General features: G+C 63.9%; 19 protein-coding genes. 5 read left to right on the forward strand and 14 right to left on the reverse strand.

Annotation, left to right across the window (positions count from 1 at the left end; all coding sequences use genetic code 11):
- Window positions 1-35 precede the first annotated feature (35 nt).
- From H8S62_RS09565 to H8S62_RS09590, 6 genes are all read right to left on the reverse strand, one after another.
- Window positions 36-1,640: a hypothetical protein gene (locus H8S62_RS09565; RefSeq protein WP_186919123.1), complete on the reverse strand. Its 1,605-nt coding sequence runs from the start codon at window positions 1,638-1,640 to the stop codon at window positions 36-38.
- Window positions 1,640-2,356, reverse strand: coding sequence for an ABC transporter ATP-binding protein (locus H8S62_RS09570; RefSeq protein WP_155147351.1), 717 nt, complete (start codon window positions 2,354-2,356; stop codon window positions 1,640-1,642). Before H8S62_RS09570 ends, H8S62_RS09565 begins: the two co-directional genes overlap by 1 nt.
- Window positions 2,357-2,456: 100 nt before the next feature.
- Complete coding sequence (locus H8S62_RS09575; RefSeq protein ID WP_155147353.1) at window positions 2,457-2,747, reverse strand: DUF1648 domain-containing protein; 291 nt, start codon at window positions 2,745-2,747, stop codon at window positions 2,457-2,459.
- Entirely contained in the window at window positions 2,744-3,067 is a 324-nt protein-coding gene (locus tag H8S62_RS09580; RefSeq protein WP_186919124.1) for a YbjQ family protein, read from the reverse strand. Before H8S62_RS09580 ends, H8S62_RS09575 begins: the two co-directional genes overlap by 4 nt.
- The gene (locus H8S62_RS09585) at window positions 3,048-3,698 is read right to left on the reverse strand and encodes a MerR family transcriptional regulator (protein WP_173023820.1); all 651 of its coding nucleotides are present in this window, start codon (window positions 3,696-3,698) and stop codon (window positions 3,048-3,050) included. Before H8S62_RS09585 ends, H8S62_RS09580 begins: the two co-directional genes overlap by 20 nt.
- A gap of 185 nt (window positions 3,699-3,883) precedes the next feature.
- Window positions 3,884-6,061, reverse strand: coding sequence for a DNA topoisomerase III (locus H8S62_RS09590; RefSeq protein WP_186919125.1), 2,178 nt, complete (start codon window positions 6,059-6,061; stop codon window positions 3,884-3,886).
- Window positions 6,062-6,327: 266 nt separating this feature from the next.
- Between H8S62_RS09590 and H8S62_RS09595 the strand changes: the two genes are divergently transcribed.
- The 3 genes from H8S62_RS09595 to H8S62_RS09605 all read left to right on the forward strand — a co-directional run bounded on the left by H8S62_RS09595 (window position 6,328) and on the right by H8S62_RS09605 (window position 7,111).
- Window positions 6,328-6,546 carry a hypothetical protein gene (locus H8S62_RS09595; RefSeq protein ID WP_186919126.1) on the forward strand — a complete coding sequence of 73 codons (219 nt, stop codon included), beginning with the start codon at window positions 6,328-6,330 and terminating at the stop codon, window positions 6,544-6,546.
- Between the two features lie 127 nt (window positions 6,547-6,673).
- The gene (locus tag H8S62_RS09600; RefSeq protein ID WP_186919127.1) at window positions 6,674-6,886 is read left to right on the forward strand and encodes a hypothetical protein; all 213 of its coding nucleotides are present in this window, start codon (window positions 6,674-6,676) and stop codon (window positions 6,884-6,886) included.
- Window positions 6,887-6,925: 39 nt separating this feature from the next.
- Window positions 6,926-7,111: a hypothetical protein gene (locus tag H8S62_RS09605; protein WP_155147365.1), complete on the forward strand. Its 186-nt coding sequence runs from the start codon at window positions 6,926-6,928 to the stop codon at window positions 7,109-7,111.
- Window positions 7,112-7,163: 52 nt separating this feature from the next.
- Here H8S62_RS09605 and pepT read toward each other — a convergent pair whose 3' ends face one another.
- A complete protein-coding gene (gene pepT / locus H8S62_RS09610) occupies window positions 7,164-8,378 on the reverse strand; it encodes a peptidase T (RefSeq protein WP_155147367.1) in 1,215 nt (404 codons plus the stop codon).
- Between the two features lie 200 nt (window positions 8,379-8,578).
- Between pepT and H8S62_RS09615 the strand changes: the two genes are divergently transcribed.
- Window positions 8,579-9,505: an alpha/beta hydrolase gene (locus tag H8S62_RS09615; RefSeq protein ID WP_186919128.1), complete on the forward strand. Its 927-nt coding sequence runs from the start codon at window positions 8,579-8,581 to the stop codon at window positions 9,503-9,505.
- Between the two features lie 141 nt (window positions 9,506-9,646).
- On the opposite strand, the gene H8S62_RS09620 is transcribed toward H8S62_RS09615, so the two are convergent.
- The 4 genes from H8S62_RS09620 to H8S62_RS09635 all read right to left on the reverse strand — a co-directional run bounded on the left by H8S62_RS09620 (window position 9,647) and on the right by H8S62_RS09635 (window position 13,447).
- Window positions 9,647-10,480 carry an HAD family hydrolase gene (locus tag H8S62_RS09620; protein ID WP_155154232.1) on the reverse strand — a complete coding sequence of 278 codons (834 nt, stop codon included), beginning with the start codon at window positions 10,478-10,480 and terminating at the stop codon, window positions 9,647-9,649.
- A gap of 34 nt (window positions 10,481-10,514) precedes the next feature.
- Entirely contained in the window at window positions 10,515-11,501 is a 987-nt protein-coding gene (gene lplA / locus H8S62_RS09625) for a lipoate--protein ligase (RefSeq protein WP_155147373.1), read from the reverse strand.
- Between the two features lie 148 nt (window positions 11,502-11,649).
- Window positions 11,650-12,600 (reverse strand): transketolase family protein, encoded by a 951-nt coding sequence (locus tag H8S62_RS09630; protein WP_155147375.1) that lies wholly within the window; start codon window positions 12,598-12,600, stop codon window positions 11,650-11,652.
- Window position 12,601: 1 nt separating this feature from the next.
- The gene (locus H8S62_RS09635; RefSeq protein ID WP_186919129.1) at window positions 12,602-13,447 is read right to left on the reverse strand and encodes a transketolase; all 846 of its coding nucleotides are present in this window, start codon (window positions 13,445-13,447) and stop codon (window positions 12,602-12,604) included.
- Between the two features lie 292 nt (window positions 13,448-13,739).
- Here H8S62_RS09635 and H8S62_RS09640 point away from each other — a divergent pair, with 292 nt between their 5' ends.
- Window positions 13,740-14,027, forward strand: coding sequence for a hypothetical protein (locus H8S62_RS09640; RefSeq protein WP_155147379.1), 288 nt, complete (start codon window positions 13,740-13,742; stop codon window positions 14,025-14,027).
- Window positions 14,028-14,236: 209 nt separating this feature from the next.
- Here the strand turns inward: H8S62_RS09640 and H8S62_RS09645 are convergent, their stop codons facing one another.
- From H8S62_RS09645 to H8S62_RS09655, 3 genes are all read right to left on the reverse strand, one after another.
- Window positions 14,237-15,544: an acetyl-CoA hydrolase/transferase family protein gene (locus H8S62_RS09645; RefSeq protein WP_186919130.1), complete on the reverse strand. Its 1,308-nt coding sequence runs from the start codon at window positions 15,542-15,544 to the stop codon at window positions 14,237-14,239.
- A gap of 93 nt (window positions 15,545-15,637) precedes the next feature.
- Window positions 15,638-18,316, reverse strand: a complete 2,679-nt coding sequence (gene polA, locus H8S62_RS09650) for a DNA polymerase I (protein ID WP_186919131.1) — start codon at window positions 18,314-18,316, stop codon at window positions 15,638-15,640.
- Window positions 18,317-18,456: 140 nt separating this feature from the next.
- The gene (locus H8S62_RS09655; protein WP_341481039.1) at window positions 18,457-19,815 is read right to left on the reverse strand and encodes an MATE family efflux transporter; all 1,359 of its coding nucleotides are present in this window, start codon (window positions 19,813-19,815) and stop codon (window positions 18,457-18,459) included.
- Between the last annotated feature and the right edge of the window lie 5 nt (window positions 19,816-19,820).

Here is a 19,820-nt window from a genome sequence, read left to right on the forward strand (position 1 = left end):
CGCGGAAGCTTCCGCGCCGCCTGTTTCAGATAAAATCAGAGCTCCAGGAACATCTGCTCGCCCCGGGTGGCCAGCAGCCGCCAGAGGACGGCGCAGCCCGCCAGGAAGAGAACCAGCCCGGGCAGCAGGGCCAGGGTGGGGCCCAGAAGTCCCCGGGTCAGCACAAAGAGGACGGCGCCCGCCAGCACCAACCCCATGCCTCCCAGCATAGCCACCATGACCGACGCGGACTGCTTGACCACCACCGTGTCGTTGGGGGCGTCCAGCTTGGGCATGCAAAGATTGGCGAAGAGGCCCAGCAGGGCGGTGCAGACGCTGAGCGCAGCGCCCAGCGCGAAGAGCAGCAGCCAGTCCACGGCACTCAGGCCCAGGGCAAACGCCAGACAGATTGTGGAGATCAGGAGGCTGGGCAGCTCCAGCAGGAGCTGAAAGCCCACCTTCACCAGGAAGACGCCCCGGGCGGAGATGGGCGCCTCCTTCAAGATCCACAGCTGCTTCCCCTCCAGGCTGATGGAGGGCGCGGTGATCATGACGGTGGAGAGCAGAAAGCACACCGCCAACGCAGCCAGGGGCAGGACAGGCAGCCCGCTGCCTGCCGCCTCAAGCTCAGCCAGCAGGCCGCCCAGCTTGGATTTAAAAACCAGGGCGGCGGCGGCCGCGCCCAGCAGGAGAATCAGTCCCATGCCCGAATTAAAAAGGTAGATGGGCGTGCCGAAAAACTTCCCGGCCTCTTTTTTCAGCAGGGCGCTGCGGGCGCCGGAGGCGGAGACACGGCCCAGGCGGTAGTCCGACCGGGCGCTGCGGGCGCCCAGGCTGGTGACAATCTTCTTATACCGCCCCGCGAAGAGCCACACCACCAGCAGGAAGGGCGCCACGCAGAAGGCCACAAAGCCCAGCAGGGAGAGAATGTTCCCCTCGCAGGCGGCCTGGGCCAGCAGCAGGAAGGGCAGCCCCCAGCCGGAAAAAGCCCCCTCAATCCCCATGGCGTAGGACGCGAGGTCGCCCATGGCCAGATTCATCCGCATCAGAAGGACCATGAAGACCGCGAAGGCCGCCAGATACAGAAGATTGGACAGCAGCTTGCTCCGGCCGCCCAGCTTGCCCGAGGCCCATGCCAGCACGAAGCCGAAGATCAGGGAGAAGAAGGTGGGAACCAGTGCCAGGAAGAGGGTGCACAGCGTCAGGACGATCAGGAACACCGCCCCGCCGCCCCCGCCGAAGACCAGATAGGCCACCCCGGCCGGCATCATGATAAAGAGGGTAAAAACCAGATTTTCAACATAGAGGGCCAGGGTCCTGGCCAGCATCAGGGAGAAGGCGGAGACCGGCATGGCCAGCATCAGATCGTTGTCCCTCCCGCCGAAAATAACCCCCTGGGCCGCAAACAGGGTGAATACCAGCCCCATGACCACGGCCAGCACGCTCATCATCAGAATCTCCAGCTTGAGCATTCCGATGGGGGCCAGCTGGGCGGCAAACATAAAGCTGTACGTCCCCGAGAGGTACAACGCCAGCACCGCCATGAAAATGAGCGCGCCCAGGCCGGAGGCCGCCCGCCTCCTTTTCTTCCCGCCGCCGAAGCGGAAGGAGGAGAGCATGGCCTTCAGGTTGAGCTTGACCAGAGCATAAAACTTGCGCATCAGCTCCCCTCCCCCTCCAGCTCCAGGAACACGTTCTCCAGGGTGGAGTCGCCCACCAGCTCCTCGGTGACGCCGCTCTTCACCAGAACGCCGCCCTTGATGATGGCGATTTTGTGGCAGAGCTTCTCCGCCACCTCCAGCACATGGGTGGAGAAGAAAACCGCCCCGCCCCGCCCGCAGATCTCACTGAGGTATCCCTTGAGCAGGTGGGAGGCCACAGGGTCCAGGCCCACGAAGGGCTCGTCGAGAATCAGGAGCTTGGGCTCCCGGATCAGGGCGGAGATGAGCGCCAGCTTCTGCTTCATGCCGTGGGAGTAGCTGCCGATGGGGCTGCCCAGGTTGCCGGTGATCTCAAAGGCTTCGGCATACTTTTGAATCCGCGCCTGACGGTCTTTTTGGGGGATGTCGTAGAGGTCGGCGATGAAGGTCAGGTACTGGATGCCCGAGAGGAAGTCGTATAGATCCGGGTTGTCGGGCAGAAAGGCCGTGACCTTTTTGGCTGCGGTGGGTTCCCGCCGGATATCGTGCCCGTCGATGGTGATGGTGCCCTCCGTAAAGTCCATCACGCCCGCCACCGCACGGAGCGTGGTGGTCTTACCGGCGCCGTTATGGCCGATGAAACCAAAGATTTCACCAGGTGCAACGTTGAGATTCAGGTCGTCCACGGCTCTTTTTCCGCCGGGGTAGGTCTTGGAAAAGTGTTGAATACTTAGCATATTTTTACTCCTCTTGGGTGTCATAAGGCGGGGCGGGACGCCGCCTCGCTTATCAGGGTCTGTCATTAAGCGGGACGGGCCGGGTGCTTGATGACAGCTTCTAGAAGGAATGGTTCATAAAAATTGTAATGACGACAAGCACCGGGGAGATGAGGGCCAAAATCAAGCCGGCGGTCCTGCGCTCCTCCGTGAAGGAGAGGCCCGTACCCACCGCGCAGAGGCCCACAGGCAGCAGCAGGGCCAGCGGCTTGGGCATGAAATTCTGCACCTGGCCGGAGACGCCCAGCTGCATCCCCACGCTGTCCGGCAGCAGGAACCAGGCCGCAGCCGCCAGAATCAGCGTCAGCACCACGGCGGCGATGCAGAGGAATGTAGACTTGTGCAGCCTCATGCCTTCTCACCCGTAATCCGCACCGCCGTGCCGTAGGCGGTCACCTCCGCCGCCCCCTGCATGATGGAGGAACTGGTGTAGGTCACGCTGATAATGGCGTCGGCCCCCAGGGCCTCGGCCTCGTCCACCATACGCTTGGTGGCAATCTGGCGGGCCTGGATCATGAGTCCGGTATAGGCCTCCACCTCGCCGCCCACCAGGTTTTTCATGCCGGACATGAAGTCCTTGCCGAAGCTCTTGGACTGGACTACGCTGCCCTTGACCAGCCCCAGGGCCTGGATTTTTCTGTCCGGGATGTAGTTAATATTGAGAAGCAGCATCCTCTTCCCCTCCTTTGATCTGTTTGAACCGCTGCAGCAGCGCAATCAGCACGCCGACGATCACCACCGCCGGGATGGCCACGAAGAAAACGACCAACGGCAGCGGCGGCGCGTCCGCCGGGTCCGTGGTGAAGGCCCACACCAGCAGGGCGATGACGCCGCCCATCAGGGCGATGAAGCAGAGCGCCGCGGCCAGCGGCCCCACATAACGGGTAATGGTATCTCTTTTCTTAATGTTCACGAACCGGGTCCCCTCCTGTTCCATCTGTGCCATATCCGAGAGGTAGCGGTCGGTGTCCAACCCAGCGAGCTGCTCGCCGCTCTCCACCACCTTGGCGCACAGCGCCTGCATGGTGGTCAGATTGGCCCGCTGCCGTTCCAGGGTGATGACATGGCGGCGCAGGCCGTCGGTCAGGGTGAGCGCGCCGCTCTGCATCCGGCGGATCTCCTCCATGGGCACATCCAGCTTCCGCAGGAGCTTGATTTTCTTCAGCTCCGCCACGTCCGCCTCGGTGTAGTCCCGGTAGCCGTTGTCGCTGTTACGGCCCGGAGAGAGGAGTCCCTCCTTCTCGTAGTAGCGGATGTTGCGCTTGGTGACGCCCACCAGCTCCTCCACCTCGTTGATTTTCACTGCCAGTCACCTCTCGATGGCCCCATGGTATACCTTTCACCTGGTGAAAGGTCAAGGGGTTTTCCAAAATAATTTCGCGCTCCGTTTCAAATGGGACGGTTTCCGCACAGGCGCAGCACACCCACGCCCGGCAAAGCGCTTTTTGCCGGGGTAGCTTCAGCTTCCGTCGGCCTCCAGGCTCCCCGTCATTTTCCCTGCTGCTCCATCCACTTCTTGAGCTGCTCGGCCATGGCGGATGGGCCCTTCTCCTCCTGCTGGTTCTGCAGGAACTTCTGCACATCCCGCTTGCCCGCGCTGCCGTTCTCACGCTTCTTCTTAAAGTCGGAGAGCTTCTCCCGGTAGCCGCACACGCAGGCGAACATCTGGTTCTCCCCCTCGCCCCGCAGCTCCATCTTCTTATGGCAGTTGGGGCAGCGGGCGTTGGTGGTCTGGGTGACGCTGCGGCGGTAGCCGCACTCCCGGTCGGGGCAGACCAGCATCTTCCCCCGCTTGCCCTGGACGTTCAGAAGGAACTTCCCGCAGTCGGGGCATTTCTCCCGGCTTACGTTGTCGTGCTTGTAGGTGGCGTCGCTCTGCTTCACCTCGCCCACCAGTCTGGCGGCGTATTTGCGCATCTCCCCCACAAAGTCCTGCTCCCGCTCCCGGCCCTGGGCAATGTCCCCCAGACGTTTTTCCCACTTGGCGGTGAGCCCGGCGCTGCGCAGGTCGGCTGGGGCCAGCCCCACCACCTGGACGCCCTTGGAGGTGGGTACCAGCTCCTTGCCCCGCCGCTCGATGTAGAATGCGGAAAAGAGCTTCTCAATGATATCCGCCCGGGTGGCCGGGGTGCCCAGGCCGCCGGTCTCCTCCAGAATTTTGGACTGCTCCCGGTCCTTCACCTGGGCCTGGGGGTGCTCCATGGCGGTGAGGAGGGTGGCCTCGGTATACCGTTTGGGGGGCGCCGTGTGGCCCACGTTGGCCCGGGCGCTGACAATCGGTACCCGGTCCCCCTGGCGGAGCTGGGGCAGGCTCTGCTCCCGCTCCTCCCCGTCCTCCTCGTCCTCCTCCAGGGAGAAGCGGGAGTAGGCCGCCTTCCACCCCTGGTTCCTGACGATTTTACCCTTGGCGGTAAAGGTCTCGCCGTCCACGGTGAGGGTCAGCCTGGTCTCCTCGTACTCGAAGGGGGGCAGAAGCACCGCCAGGAAACGGCGCACCACCAGGTCGTAAATGTTCCGCTCCGGCCCGGAGAGCCGGAAGAGATCGGGAGCCTCCTCGGTGGGGATGATGGCGTGGTGATCGGTGACCTTGGCATTATTGACCAGGAACCGGGTCTGAAGGGGGCGATTGCGCATAATCTCCGCCGCCAGCGGCTTGTACTCGTCCACCATGACGCTGCGCAGACGTTCGGGCAGGGTACCCACCACGTCGTCGGAGATGTAGCGGGAGTCGGTCCGGGGGTAGGTGAGCACCTTGTGAATCTCATAGAGGGACTGCATGATGGACAATGTCTCCTTGGCAGAGTACGCGTACTTCCTGTTCGCGTCCCGCTGGAGCTCGGTGAGGTCGTAGGCCGCCGGAGGCGGGGTCTGCTTGTAGGTCTTCCGCACCTCCGTAAGTACGCCGGTCTTACCGCTTAAGCGCTCCGCCAGGGCCTCGGCCCTGGCCTTGTCGGAGATCCGGGCCTGGCCGCTCCTGTCCCTCCAAGTGGCGTTGAAGCCATTGCTCTTGACCGAGACCGTGTAGTACTCCTTGGGGATGAAGTGCCTAATCTCCTCCTCCCGGTCCACAATGAGGGCCAGGGTGGGCGTCTGGACCCGGCCCGCGGAGAGCTGGGCGTTGAACCTGCAGGTGAGGGCGCGGGTCACGTTCAGACCCACCAGCCAGTCCGCCTCGCTTCTGGCCCGGGCGGAATAGAATAGATTGTCGTAGTCCCTGGCCGGGCGGAGGTTCTGAAAGCCCTCCCTGATGGCCTTGTCAGTCTGAGAGGAGATCCACAGCCGTTTGGCGGGCTTCTTCCACCCCGCCTTCTCCATAATCCAGCGGGCCACCAGCTCGCCCTCCCGGCCGGAGTCGGTGGCGATGACCAGGTCCGCGATGTCTCCCCGCTTCATCAGGTTCGCCACCGCCTTGTACTGGCGGGTGGTCTCCTTGATGACCACGGTCTTCATATGCTCAGGCAGCATGGGCAGGGTGAGCATATCCCACTTCTCCCACGCCTTGTCGTATACCTCGGGGGCGGCCAGCTCCACCAGATGGCCCAGCGCCCAGGTGACCACGTAGCGATCCCCCTCCAGGAAGCCGTCGCCGCCGCGCCTGCACCCCAGCACCCGCCCGATCTCCCGGCCCACGGAGGGCTTTTCCGCCAGTACCAACGTCTTCGCCATCGTCCTCATTCTCCTTGTCTATCACGGTTTGTATAGAGTATACGGGAATTGCGCGGAAAAGGCAAATCAGGATTTTCCTGCTGCAATCAGTGGCTTGGCGCGGAGCCCGGCGCCTCTTCGTCCGCCGCATTATGACAGATATCCGTCGTATATGGACGGGATTAAAAATATTTTTGCAAGAACTCTTGCATTTCGGTTTGCGAAGTGTTATATTGTAGTTGGAAAGAGGCCCCACTGAAATGTTGAGATGAAAGGAGTATGTCGCTATGAGTCTGTACAGTACCGATACCGGCTGCACCGGAACGCTCCCCTGCGGCTTCATGTCCTGCCTGGTGGCCGAAGGCCTCCTGGAGGGCACGGACCGGGACGAGAAGCGGGCCCTGCGGCAGGCGGAGGAGGCCGAGCGCGCGTTCCGGACGTCCCGGGGCTACGCGCACGAGAACCTTGTCGACCGGCTGACCCGCAAAATCCAGAACCTGACCTGACCCTCAAGACCCCCGCGCCTAAAAGCGCGGGGGTCTTTTTTACTCATCCGCAAAAAAGCTGTCACATTTTCACCCTCTCACCCCATCTATTTAGTAGAAGGGTAGGCCCACTGGAAAGGAGTCAGCTATGGCAGGCGCTTGGAGCAGTACAAATGTAAGCGGCCCCGGCATACGAAACACCGCCGGGATGGCGGAGTCCGCCGGCGGCGGTCTGGGCCGGGACGAGAAAGCCTCCCTGCGGCAGGCCAAGGAGGCGGAGCGCGCCTTCCGCGCCTCCAAGGGGTACGTCCCCGACACCCTCTGGAATCGGCTCAAAGCCCGCTTCCGCAAGCGCGGGTAATACCGTTTATAGAAAGCCTCTGCCGGAAAGGAGCAGTCTATGCGCCCGTTGAATTTGAATCTGGAGCTGATCGTCAGGGAGTGCGCGTGCAAGGCTCCGCCCCTTGGCAGGGATGAAAAGGCCGCCCTCCGGCGGGCCGACGAGGCCGAGCGCGCCTTCCGCGTCTCCAAGGGGTACGAAAAAGACACGCTTTGGAACCGAATTAAGGCCTGTATGCGTGCATAACGACGTAATAAAGAGGCGGTACTGTATTGTACCGCCTCTTTTTTCATCTCTATTATTCCGCCGTCGCCAAATGGATCAAAACCTCCACCATCTTCTCCATGCTCTCCACGGGGATATACTCGTGCACGCCGTGGAAGTTCACGCCGCCGGTGGAGAGATTTGGACACGGAAGGCCCATATATGAGAGCCGCGCGCCGTCGGTGCCGCCGCGGATGGGCACCTCCAGGGGCTTCACTCCCGCCTTCTCCATGGCCGCCCTGGCCCGGTGGATGAGGTACATATGGGGCTCGATCTGCTCCTTCATATTATAGTAGGAGTCTTTGATAATGACCTCCACGGTGCCCTTGCCGTACTTGGCGTTCAGGAAGTCCGCCGCCTGAGTGAGGAATTGTTTCTTCGCCTCGAACTTCTCCCGGTCATGGTCCCGGATGAGGAAGTGCAGCTCGGTCTGGGTCTCGTCCCCTCTCATGTTGTGCAGGTGGTAGAAGCCCTCGTATCCCTCGGTGTGGGCGGGGGTCTCCGCCGGAGGCAGCAGGCCCGCGAACTCCACGCCAATGAGCAGGGCGTTTTTGAGCTTGTTCTTGGCGGAGCCGGGGTGGATGTTCACGCCATGGATGAAAACGCCTGCGTTGGCGGCGTTGAAGTTCTCATACTCCAGCTCGCCCAGCTCGCCGCCGTCCACAGTGTAGGCCACCGCCGCGCCGAAGCCCTCCACATTGAAATGATCGGAGCCCTGGCCCACCTCCTCGTCGGGGGTGATGCCCACGGCGATACGTCCGTGGGGGATCTCCGGGTGGGCCGCCAGATACTCCACGGCGGAGATGATCTCGGCCACGCCGGCTTTGTCGTCCGCCCCCAGGAGGGTGGTGCCGTCGGTGACGATGAGCCGCTGGCCCCTGTACCTCGCCAGACTCTCAAACTCCTTTTCGCGCATAACAAGGTTCTTCTCCTCATTGAGGACGATGTCGCCTCCCCGGTAGTCCACGATACGGGCCCTCACATCAGCGCCGGGGGCGTCGGGCGAGGTGTCCATGTGGGCGATGAGCCCCATGCAGGGCACGCCCTCGCAGCCGGGGGTGGCGGGGAGGGCGGCGTACACATAGCCGTACTGGTCCATGTGGGCGTTCTGGAGGCCGATCTGGGACAGCTCGGCGGCCAGGGCCGCGCCCAGGACCTTCTGCTTCTCCGTGGTGGGGGTGGTGGTGCCGGCCTCGTCCGACTGGGTGTCGAAGGAGACATAGCGCAGAAAACGTTCTGTTACGTTCATGGTCAAGATCCTTTCTCTTCCCCCGACAGACCGCGGGGAGTGTCTATTGACGGGGGGGACAAATGCGGGTAGACTTGTTGTATCAGCTACGACAGCCATTTTAGCACAAACGGGAACCGTTGACAATGCGGCGTTGGACGGCCGGCAGGCCGGGCGGCGGCGGACGCTTTATCGCCGGTTCCGAAAGGAGAGGATTTTCCATGTCGAATCTGCGGGAATTTACCTACCCCTCCAGCGACGGCGTCCATCAAATCCACGCGGCGGAGTGGACGCCCGATATCACCGAGCCCCGGGGCGTGGTCCAGCTGGTCCACGGCATTTCGGAGTACATCCTGCGCTATGCGCCCTTCGCGGAGTATCTGACCCGGTACGGCTTCATCGTGGTGGGGGACGACCACCTGGGCCACGGCAAGACAGCCAGCGGCCCCGAGGAGTACGGCTTCATCGCCGAACAGGACGGCTGGACCCATATGGCCGACGACGTGCGGGCCCTGCGGGTGCTGACGGGGGAGAAATACCCCGGCCTCCCCTACTTCCTCCTGGGCCACTCCATGGGCTCCTTTCTGGCCCGGACCTACCTCATCCGCTGGCCGGGCACCCTGACGGGGGCCATCCTCTCCGGCACCGGGCAGGAGCCCGCCCCCACCGTGGCCCTGGGGAAATTCCTTACGGGCATCGGCAACCCCCGCAAGGTCAATAAGCTGGTCAACAGCCTCTCCCTGGGGGCCTACAACAAAAAATTCGCCCCCAACCGCACCAGTGCGGACTGGATTTCCCGGGACGAGCAGATCGTGGACGCCTACGTGGCCGACCCCCTCTGCTCCTTTGTGCCCACCGCCGGCATGAACCACGACATGATGGGTGGACTCCAATTCATCGCCGGGAAGGAAAACCTGTCCAGGATGGACAAGGATACCCCCGTCTACTTCTTCTCCGGGGATAAGGACCCGGTGGGCGGCATGGGAGAGGGCGTCAGGAAGGTCTGCGGCTTCTTCCGGGACGCTGGCGTGAAGGACGTGACCATGAAGCTCTATCCCGGCGGGCGGCATGAGATGCTCAACGAGACGAACCGGGATGAGGTCTATGCCGACGTGCTCTCCTGGCTGGAGAAGCATCTGCCGCAGTAGCGCAACCATATATGCTCTGTATTCCGCGCCCTGCGGGCCCCCAGTCACAACCGCAAGGGGGGCCACGCCGCCCGCAATATAAAAAACATCCCCCCGCCGCGCCGTTCATCGGCGCGGCGGGGGGATGTTTCATGCTGCTCCTTACGCCTCTCCCAGCGCGAACCGCTCCACACCGGCCGCCACCCCCGCCTCGTGGTTGGGGCCCGTAATACGCTTGGCCGCAGCCTTTGCGCCCTTGCTGCCGTTGGCCATGGCGAAGGAACAGCCCGCCCAGGAGAGCATCCCCAGGTCGTTTTCCGCGTCGCCGAAGGCCATCACCTCCTCCGGCGTAATGCCCAGCCGTCCGCAGAGGACGGCCAGGGCCGCGCCCTTGTCCGCCTTGGGGGAGGTAATCTCCAGATTGCTGGCGGTGGAGCTGGCGCAGGCCACCGGCCCGGTGGCGGCGATGGCGGCGAGCAGCTCCTCCCGCTCCTCCGGCTCCACATGGAAGACGTTAAACTTCTCCGCCATGTCCCCGGCCAGAGTCCTCTCCATGTCGTCGGTGTAGGTCATATGCTCGAAGAGCACCTTGGCAAAGGCCGGCGACACCACGGCGGCGGCCTTCGCCTTCTCCACGCCGCAGGAGCCGTCCATATAGCTCCTGCCGTTCTGGTATACCTCGAAGGGGATGTCCCGCGCCCGCAGCAGGCGGACGATGGCCCGCACCTGCTCCTCGCCCATTCCCTCCCGGTAGAGGCACTCCCCGGTCCGCACGTCCCGGATGGCGGCCCCGTTGGCCAGCACCGCGTAGTCCACGAAGCCCATCTCCCGGGCCACATCCTCCACCAGGCACCAGGCCCGCCCGCTGGCAATGGCGATTTTAACGCCTCGCTCCGACGCGGCCCGCAGGGCGGCCACGTTCCGCGGCGGTACGGTGGCGTGGTCGTTGTCCAGCAGCGTTCCGTCCATGTCCAAAGCAATCAGCTTGATACTCATATCAGATTCTCCCGTTTTCAATGTCTTTTGTCATCTACGAGACGATGATCCGCGCCAGCTCCGCCGCGCCCAGGTTGTGGAACTGCCGCTCCAGATCCAGCCCCTCCAGAGCGCGGAGTACGGCGGCCTCCTCCATCGGACAGCCGGTCAGGGCTGCGGACAGCGCGTCCGCGTCCCCCTCCCCGAAGAAATCCCCGAATACCTCCAGGCCCGTAAGGGCGCCGCCCTTTACCGCCAGGTACAGCTCCAGCCTGCCCACGCCCTCCACCCGGCGCTCCTTGCGCACAGAATATTTGGGCGACGCGCCCCAGTTCCACGCCCAGGTGGCGTAGCGGCTCTCCCGCAGGGCCTCCACGGCCCGGAGGTCCCCATCGGTCAACTCATAGCGGGCGGGGCGCTCCTCCCCCAGAACGGACCGGGCCAGAACGCCCTTGAACGCCTCCAGCGTCACGCCCGCCGGGAGGTAGGGCCGCAGGTTGGTCACCCGGCTGCGCACCGACTGCACCCCCTTGGACTCTATCTTGTCCTTTGGCACGTTGAGGGCCCTGCCCACCACCTCCAGGTCGGAGTCGAAGAGGATAGTGCCGTGATGCATCACCCGCCCGTTCTTCCGGTACTGGGCGTTGCCGGAGAATTTCCGCCCGTCCACCGTGATGTCGTTGCGGCCGGAGATCTCCGCCGCCACGCCCAGCTCCCCCAGGGCCCTCGCCACCGGCTGGCAGAAGAGGCGCAGGTCCAGCGCGGCATCCTCCGCCGCGGCGATAAAGGTGAAGTTGAGATTGCCCAGGTCGTGGTAGACCGCGCCGCCGCCGGAGAGTCGGCGGACCACCCGGATCCCCTGTTCCCGGACGAAGTCGGCGTTCACCTCCTGGCAGGCGTTCTGGTGTTTGCCCACCACAATGGTGTTGGCGTTCTGCCAGAGCATGAAGAGCGCCTGCGTTTGGCCCACGGTGTCAAAGAGATACTGCTCCAGCGCCAGGTTGAAATAGGGGTCTGTCCGGGGGGATTCCAAGTACAGCATGTGATGCACCTCCAAAAAATCGTTTTGAGCCGCGCCGACGGACGTCCTCCCACAGCGCGGGCAGCCTTTCCGCTCTGCCGACGCCTCCGCGCACACCACATGAAAACTGCGGGGGACGGCTTACCGGGCCATCCCCCGCAGTCCTGCTTTATCTCTTTTTCAGGGCAATCGCGGCGCGGGCCTTGTCGGCCATGCCCTCGGCCGTGAGACCGTAGGCGGCGAGCACCTCGGCGGCCTTGCCGGAGCGGCCGAACTGGTCCTCCACGCCGTGGCGCACCACGGGGGTGGGGCGCACGCCGGAGAGGTAGCCGGAGACGGCCTCGCCCAGGCCGCCGATGATGTTGTGCTCCTCGCTGGTGACGATGGCCCCGGTCTCCTCTGCGGCCTTCAGCACCAGGGCCTCGTCCAGAGGCTTGACGGTGTGCATATTGATGACCCGGGCGGAGACGCCCTCCCCGGCCAGGATGTCGGCGGCCTTCAGCGCCTCCTGGACCATGAGGCCCACGGCGATGAGTGTCACGTCGGACCCATCCCGGAGGGTGACGCCCTTGCCCAGCTCGAACCTGTAGCCGGGAACCGCGTCGGTGACGGTCTCCACGGCGGAGCGGCCCAGGCGGAGGTAGGCGGGGCCGTCGTAGTCGATGAGGGCCTGGACGGCCTGGCGCATCTCATTCCCGTCGCAGGGGCAGCACACCACCATGCCGGGGATGGTCCGCATGGTGGCGAAGTCCTCGCAGCACTGGTGGGTCGCGCCGTCCTCGCCCACGCTGAGGCCGCCGTGGGAGCCCACCACCTTCACGTTCAGGTGGGGGTAGCCGATGGAGTTGCGCACCTGCTCGAAGGCCCGCCCGGCGGCAAACATGGCGAAGGTGGAGGCAAAGGGCTTCTTGCCGCAGGCGGCGAGGCCGGCGGCCACGCCCATCATGTTGCACTCGGCGATGCCCATGTTGAAAAAGCGCTCGGGATAGGCCTTGGAAAAGCCCTTGCTCATGGTGGCCCCGGACAGGTCGGCGTCCAGCACCACCAGCTCGGGATACTGCTCGGCCAGGGCGACGATGGCGTCGCCGTAGGCGTTGCGGGTTGCAATCTTCTCTGCCATCTTACTTCGCCTCCAATCCGGCCAGAATGGCCTCCACGTCGGCCTTGGCGAGCGCGTACTGCTCGTCGTTGGGGGCCTTGCCGTGCCAGCCCGCGTCGTTCTCCATGAAGGGGACGCCCTTACCCTTGACGGTCCGGGCCAGGATGACGGTGGGCGCGCCCTTCTCGGCGGCGGCCCGCTCCAGGGCCATGGCAATGGCCTCATAGTCGTGGCCGTCCACCTTGAGGACGTTCCAGCCGAAGGCGGCGAACTTCTGGTCCAGGGGCTCGGAGGGCATCACGTCGGCGGTGGCGCCGTCGATCTGCAGGCCGTTCACGTCCACAAAGGCGCAGAGGTTGTCCAGGTGGTACTTGGCGGCGGCCATAGCGGCCTCCCACACCTGGCCCTCGGCGATCTCGCCGTCGCCCAGGACGGCGTAGACCCGGTAGTCTTTCTTATCGCACTTGCCCGCGATGGCCATGCCCACCGCGGCGGAGATACCCTGGCCCAGAGATCCGGTGGACATATCCACGCCCCGGACATGCTTCATGTCGGGGTGGCCGGAGTAGTGGCCCTTGATGGAGCGGAAGAGCTTGCAGTCCTCCACGGGGAAAAAGCCCCGCAGGGCCAGAACCGCGTAGAGCGCGGGGGTGCAGTGGCCCTTGGAGAGAACGAAGCGGTCCCGGTCGGGGCTCTGGGGGGCCTTGGGGTCCACCTTCATGGTGTGGAAATAGAGGGTGGTGAGGATATCCATCGCGGACAGGGAGCCGCCGATATGACCGGAGGCGGCGGTATGCACCATGTCCAGCGCCAGGAGGCGGGCCTTTGTGGCGGTCACCGCCAGCTCGTGGAGCTCTTTGGCTTGCATCGAATCCTTCCTTTCTTTCGGCACTGCAGGCTAAGCCGGCTCCCGCCATTTTTCCGGCAGTGCGATATCTGCTCATTACTTGGAGCTTTTTGCAGATTAAATGCAGAAAAAACGTGTTTCAATCAAGTTTTTAACATTTTAGCGCTCTGCATTGCATTATATCACGGCGTATTGCCCAGGTCAAACCCAAATCGCGCCCATCAGGGGCTTTTTAGCGCCATTCTGCCAAACGCTTTCCTCACATCTGCCGGGGCCGGGCGCATATGATAGAGAGCAGAAGGAGGCGTCGCCTATGGAATTTAAGGACAACAAACAGGAGATGGTCACTCGGCTGGCCTGCTGCGTTGTGGCCGCCCTGATCCTCTACTACGCGGTGGAGAAATACGCGGGCAAGCTGAACATCCCACTGCTGGACCAGTACCGCCCCTGGCTGGAGCAGAACAAGATCCAGGCCATCGCCATTGTGGCGGCGGTGCTCTTCGGCGCCTCTTTGGCGGTCTTCCCGCTGGAGAAACCCGCCCCGGAGATCCCGCCCGAGCCCTGCTTTGACGGCTATGAGCCGGTGGAGGGGATGGGGTAGGGGAAAATGAGGCATGTATCGGCAGAGGGCGGACCCGGCCGCCATAGGCGAGGACTCTTTTCCTGACGTGTCCCTCGGTCAATGCGGGGCACGTCCTATGTAGGCCGCCCGCGCCCGGGGCGCGGCGGCCCGCCCCAGGCGGGGCAGTCAAGCGGTGCGGGGGCCGGGCCGCCCCATCCGTTTTTTGCGATTGCCTGTTCATGACTCACTCAATCAATAATCCCGCACGCCCGGGCCTGAATGCGCAGCTCGTCCCGGAACCGGGGGTGGGCGATGGCCACGAGCTGATCCACCCGCTCCCGGAGGCTGGTGCCCCGCAGCTCGGCCACGCCGTACTCGGTGACCACCCGGTCCACGTCGTTGCGGGAGAGGGAGACTGCGGCTCCGGCCATGAGCTGGGGCACGATTTTGGAGACCTCCCGGCGCACCCCGTCGGGGCCCTTCACCATGGCGGTGGAGTAGAGGGCGATGATGCTCTTGCCCCCTCTGGACCGCTGGGCCCCCATGGCGGTCTCGGCCTGTCCGCCGGTGCCGGAAAACTGCCGGGAGCCCAGGGACTCGGACGCGCACTGGCCGGTGAGGTCCACCTCCAGCGCGGTGTTGATGGACACCTGGTTGTCGTTGCGGGAGATGACGTAGGGGTCGTTGACCCAGTTGCCGTCCATCATGGCGACGCCGGGGTTCAGGTCGATAAAGTCGTAGAGCTCCCGGGTGCCCACGGCGAAAGCCGCCACCAGCTTGCCCCGCTCGGCCTGCTTGTACTTCCCCGTGAGGACCCCCAGCCTGGCAAGCTCCATCATGCCGGTGGTGAGCATCTCGGTGTGGAGCCCCAGGTCGTTCTTGGTCTTGAGGGCCTCGGCCACGGCGTTGGGGATGCTGCCGATGCCCAGCTGGATGCAGGACGCGTCGGGCACCATGTCGGCGATGAATTTGCCGATGGCCCGGTCCCGGTCCCCCAGGGGCGGACTGATGAGCTCGGGCACCGGGTAGTCCACCCGGACCATATAGTCCACGTCGGATACCGGCACCTGGAGGTCCCCCAGGGTGAAGGGCATGTTGGGGTTGACCTCCAAAATCACCAGGTCCGCGGCCTCCAGCATCCGCTTCTCGTAGATGTTGGAGCAGGAGAGGGAGACGTAGCCGTGCTTATCCGGCATGGTGGCCGCGCCCACATAGAGGTTGGGGATGCGGTGGGCCAGCCAGCGCACCCCGGCCTGGCGCAGGTGGTTGGGAATGAAGGAGACGCTGCCCCCCTCCTTCCGGGCCTGCCGCTCCACGCCGGAGTAGAACCAGCTGTCCACCCGGAAGGAATCCCGGTACCGCGCACCGCGGAACTCCGCCGGGTGGAGGGGCAGGCAGTCGGTGAGGGTCACGTTCCGCACCCGGGGCGCAATGGTGTGCAGCGCGCCCATGAAGGCCCCCGCCTCCGCGGCCCCCAGGCCGGTGACAATATAGTCGTTCGACTTGACCATGGAGAGCGCCTGCTCCAGGGATATGAATTTGGAAGTGTAGTCCATAGATGTTCCTCTCTTGGAAACGAACGGTGGATGGAACAGGGAGCGGCGCAGCCGCCCCCGGCGGGACCTGCAGGCATTGCCGCAGTAGCCTGACTATTCCTTCGCGTCGGCCCAGCTCCTGCCGGCGGCGGAGGTTGCGATGAGGGGCACAGCCAATTGGGCCACGCGCTCCATCTCCTCGGTGAGAAGCCGCTTCACCAGCTCGGCCTCGTCCTCCGGGCACTCCACGATCAGCTCATCGTGGACCTGGAGGACAAGCCGGGCTTTCAGCTTTTCCTCCTTCAGCCGGTCGTGGACGTGGATCATCGCCAGCTTCATAATGTCCGCCGCGGTGCCCTGTATGGGCATATTGAGAGCCACCCGCTCGCCGAAGGAGCGCATATTGAAGTTGGAGGACTTGAGCTCCGGCAGCCAGCGGCGTCGGCCGAAGAGGGTCGCCACAAACCCGTCCTGCTTGGCCTTGACCACAATGTCGGTCATATATTCCCGCACACCGTGGTACTTGGCAAAGTATCGGTCCATATACTCCTTGGCCTCCCACCGGGCCACGCCGATATCCTGGGAGAGGGAGAAGTCGGAGATGCCGTAGACGATGCCGAAGTTCACCGCCTTGGCCCGGCGGCGCTGCTCGTGGGACACCTCGCCCACGCTTACGTCGAAGACCTGGGAGGCGGTAACGGTGTGGATGTCCGTGCCGCTCTTGAAGGCCTCCTGCATGGTCTTGTCGTCGGCGATGTGGGCCAGCAGCCGCAGCTCAATCTGGGAGTAGTCCGCGTCCACCAGCACGCAGTCGTCGGCGGGGACAAACATCTTCCGAAGCTCCGCCCCCAGTTCCGTGCGCACGGGGATGTTCTGGAGGTTGGGCTCGGTGGAGGAGAGCCGCCCGGTGGCGGTGACGGTGTTCTGAAAGCTGGTGTGGATGCGCCCGTCGGGCGCAATCACTTTGCTCAGCCCCTCCACGTAGGTGGACTTCAGCTTGGAATACTGCCGGTACTCCAGGATGGAATCGATGATGGGGTGCTGGCCCTTGAGCTTCTCCAGCACCTCGGCGTTGGTGGAGTAGCCGGTCTTGGTCTTCTTTACCGGGGGCAGATTCAGCTTGTCGAAGAGGATGCGCCCCAGCTGCTGGGTGGAGTTGATGTTGAACTTCTCCCCCGCCATCTCATAGATGGCGGCCACATCGGCCTCGATGCGCTCATCCAGCATGGAGCCGAACTCCGCCAGGGCCTTTTTGTCCACTCTGAAGCCCACCCGCTCCATCTCGGCCAGCACCGGGCAGAGGGGCAGCTCAATGCCGTAGTACAGCTCATGCATCCCCAGCTCCTCAATTTTTGGAGCCAGGGCGTCCCGCAGGGCGCCAATCAGCGCGGCCTGGGCAAACATGGCCCCCATGGCTCCCTCGGCGTCCCCCAGGGGCCCGAATGCGTCGTCCGCCAGGAAGGGCGCTGACTTGGCCGCCTCACAGTTAAAGTAGGTGACGGAGAGCTTCTCCAGATCATAGCTGCCGTCGGTGGGGGCCAGGAGGTAGGCGGCCAGCGCCGTGTCGAAGACGAAGCCCCCGGTGGACGCTCCCTCGGCAAGAAGGGCGTTCATCAGATCCTTCACGTTATGGGAGGCCTTTTTGATGTCCGGGGCGAAGAGGCCCTTTAAAAAATCGTTGTAGCAGTCAAGCCGCTCCTTGCAGGCCAGGACGGCCCGGCGCTCCTCACCGCCCCACTCCACGGCCACCGCGTCCAGGTCGGGCCGGGCGAGGACATTGACGGCCTCCAGCCCCCGCCAGTGGGCCAGCAGCTCCTCCATCTGCCCCCGGCTCTCCAGGAAGCCGCCGGTGCAGCTGGCGGTGAAGGTCTTCTCCTCCGGCGCACCGCCCCCCGCCGGGCCGGGCTTCAGCCCCATCTTGTCGATAAGCTTGGAGAACTCCAGATTCAGGAAGAGCTGATAGAGGGCGGGGGCGTTTACGTCCCTTCTCGCCGCGTCTTCAGGGGAAAACTCCAGGGGCGCGTCACAGTGAATCCGTGCCAGATCATAGGACATTTTCGCGTCGGCCCGGCCCTCGTCCAGCTTCTTCACCACGTTGGGCCTGGCGGGGGTCTCGGGCGCGGTCACGATGTCGGGCATATGGTCGTAGAGGCGGTCGATGGAGCCGTACATCTGGATGAGGCCCATGGCGGTCTTCTCGCCGATGCCCTTCACGCCGGGGATGTTGTCCGACGCGTCGCCCATGAGGGCCTTGAGATCCACCATGTGGACGCTCTCGAAGCCGTAGGCCTCCCGGAAGGCGTCAGGGGTCATCTCCTTGGTGGTGGTCTGGCCCATGCGTGTGGAGACCAGCTTCACCCTGGTGCGGTCGGAAATCAGCTGCAGGGAGTCCTTGTCTCCGGTGACGATAACGGTGTCCCAACCCGCGGCGGCGTCCAGCGCGGCGATGGTGCCGATGAGATCGTCCGCCTCCCAGCCCTCCAGCTCGTATCGGGGGATATTCATGGCATCCAGAACATCCTTTAAAATGGGCATCTGAGAGGCCAGCTCCTCCGGCATCCCCTTCCGCTGGGCCTTGTAGCCCTCGTACTGGAGGTGGCGGAAGGTGGGTGCCTTCAGATCAAAGGTGCAGCAGAGGGCGTCGGGCTTCTCCTCGTCAATGAGCTTCTGGAGAATGTTCAGAAAGCCGTAGACGGCGTTGGTGGGCTGGCCGTCCCGGGTGGTGAGCATGTGAACGCCGTAAAAGGCGCGGTTGACGATGGAGTTTCCGTCGATGACCATGAGCTTTTTCATAGGTGGCCTCCAGTAAGTTGGGTAATATCAGGCACTTTATTATACCACAATTATATCAGAAAAAAAGCCTCCCATCCGAAGGGAGGCGCCCCGGGGCGGAGGGGCGGCGGGCGCGGCAGTCCGTCTCCACCCCCGCTTATTTAATTATCCGTTTTCGTCCCCAGGGGCCTGTACACGGTCACATACATGGTGATGAGGCAGGCCAGCCCGCCGATGACGTTGGAGATGGGCTCGGCCAGGAACACGCCGTTGTACCCCAGGCCGAGGACGGGCAGTATCAGCGTCAGCGGCGCGACGATGAACGCCTTGCGCAGCAGGGAGAAAAAGACGGCGTTTTTGCTCCGCCCCAGGGCAACGAAGACCGACTGTCCCACAAACTGAAAGCCCATGCAGAAAAACGCGGCGTAGTAGATGCGGAAGGCGGGCACCCCCGCGGCCACCAGCTCGGCCTCGCTGTTGAACATATGGATGAGGGCCGCCGGGAAGGCCAGGGTCAGCGCCCAGGTGACCAGGGAGTAGGTCAGGGTGGCCACGGTGGTAAAGCGGATGCCCTGCCGGACCCGCTCGTACTCCCCCGCGCCGTAGTTGTACCCCAGCACCGGCTGGCAGCCGTTGGTCACGCCGGAGACCGGCATGGTGATGACCTCCCGGATGGAGTTGACGACGGTCATGACGCCCACATAGAGGTCCCCGCCGTAGATCTGAAGCGTGGCGTTGCAGATGATCTGGGCCAGGGAGTTGGTGAGGGCCATGACGAAGCCGGATGTCCCCAGAGAAAGGATTTGCCGCACCCGCCCGCCTTTCAGCCGGAGGTTTGCCCATCCCAGCCGCAGGAGTGTCTTCCTCCCCGTAAGGAACTGGAGCACCCAAAGCGCCGAGCAGGCCTGGGAGATGACCGTTGCCAGAGCCGCGCCCTTCACGCCCATGTCCAGCACAAAGATAAAGATGGGGTCCAACACGAGATTAACCGCCGCGCCCAGCGCCACGGTGAGCATTCCGATCCGGGCAAAGCCCTGGGAGTTAATGAAGGGATTCATCCCCAGACCCACCATGACGAAGACAGTCCCAAGGGCGTAGACGGTCAGGTAGTCGTCGGCGTAGGGGAAGGTCACGCCGCTGGCGCCGAAGAGATAGAGCAGGGGGCGCTTGAAGGCGAGCACCAGGACAGTGAGCCCCACCCCCAGCAGCAGGAGCAGGGTGAAGGCGTTGCCCATGATGCCCTCGGCCTCCCGGTCCTCCCCCTTCCCCCGGCAGATGGAGCAGAGGGGCGCGCCGCCGGTGCCGCAGAGATTGGCGAAGCCGATGACGATGGAGATGATGGGGAGCACCAGCCCCAGGCCGGTGAGGGCCACCCGCCCCTCCCCGGGGATGCGTCCGATATACATGCGGTCCACAATATTATAGAGGATGTTGACCAGCTGGGCCGCCGTCATGGGCACCGCCAGGCGGGTGATGGCCATGGGGATGCTGCCTTTGCTGAAATCGCTCTGCACCGCCACGACGG

It is taken from the genome of Lawsonibacter faecis (assembly GCF_014287675.1).
In the GTDB taxonomy this organism is placed as follows: domain Bacteria; phylum Bacillota; class Clostridia; order Oscillospirales; family Oscillospiraceae; genus Pseudoflavonifractor; species Pseudoflavonifractor faecis.

Bases quoted from the DNA above. Each gene is read 5' to 3' on its own strand.
- H8S62_RS09570 (WP_155147351.1), bottom strand. From the start codon at position 2,356: ATGCTAAGTATTCAACACTTTTCCAAGACCTACCCCGGCGGAAAAAGA.
- H8S62_RS09595 (WP_186919126.1), top strand. From the start codon at position 6,328: ATGAGTCTGTACAGTACCGATACCGGCTGCACCGGAACGCTCCCCTGC.
- H8S62_RS09615 (WP_186919128.1), top strand. From the start codon at position 8,579: ATGTCGAATCTGCGGGAATTTACCTACCCCTCCAGCGACGGCGTCCAT.
- H8S62_RS09600 (WP_186919127.1), top strand. From the start codon at position 6,674: ATGGCAGGCGCTTGGAGCAGTACAAATGTAAGCGGCCCCGGCATACGA.
- H8S62_RS09620 (WP_155154232.1), bottom strand. From the start codon at position 10,480: ATGAGTATCAAGCTGATTGCTTTGGACATGGACGGAACGCTGCTGGAC.
- H8S62_RS09645 (WP_186919130.1), bottom strand. From the start codon at position 15,544: ATGGACTACACTTCCAAATTCATATCCCTGGAGCAGGCGCTCTCCATG.
- polA (WP_186919131.1), bottom strand. From the start codon at position 18,316: ATGAAAAAGCTCATGGTCATCGACGGAAACTCCATCGTCAACCGCGCC.
- H8S62_RS09605 (WP_155147365.1), top strand. From the start codon at position 6,926: ATGCGCCCGTTGAATTTGAATCTGGAGCTGATCGTCAGGGAGTGCGCG.
- lplA (WP_155147373.1), bottom strand. From the start codon at position 11,501: ATGCTGTACTTGGAATCCCCCCGGACAGACCCCTATTTCAACCTGGCG.
- H8S62_RS09565 (WP_186919123.1), bottom strand. From the start codon at position 1,640: ATGCGCAAGTTTTATGCTCTGGTCAAGCTCAACCTGAAGGCCATGCTC.
- H8S62_RS09575 (WP_155147353.1), bottom strand. From the start codon at position 2,747: ATGAGGCTGCACAAGTCTACATTCCTCTGCATCGCCGCCGTGGTGCTG.
- H8S62_RS09590 (WP_186919125.1), bottom strand. From the start codon at position 6,061: ATGGCGAAGACGTTGGTACTGGCGGAAAAGCCCTCCGTGGGCCGGGAG.
- H8S62_RS09630 (WP_155147375.1), bottom strand. From the start codon at position 12,600: ATGGCAGAGAAGATTGCAACCCGCAACGCCTACGGCGACGCCATCGTC.
- H8S62_RS09640 (WP_155147379.1), top strand. From the start codon at position 13,740: ATGGAATTTAAGGACAACAAACAGGAGATGGTCACTCGGCTGGCCTGC.
- H8S62_RS09580 (WP_186919124.1), bottom strand. From the start codon at position 3,067: ATGCTGCTTCTCAATATTAACTACATCCCGGACAGAAAAATCCAGGCC.
- pepT (WP_155147367.1), bottom strand. From the start codon at position 8,378: ATGAACGTAACAGAACGTTTTCTGCGCTATGTCTCCTTCGACACCCAG.
- H8S62_RS09635 (WP_186919129.1), bottom strand. From the start codon at position 13,447: ATGCAAGCCAAAGAGCTCCACGAGCTGGCGGTGACCGCCACAAAGGCC.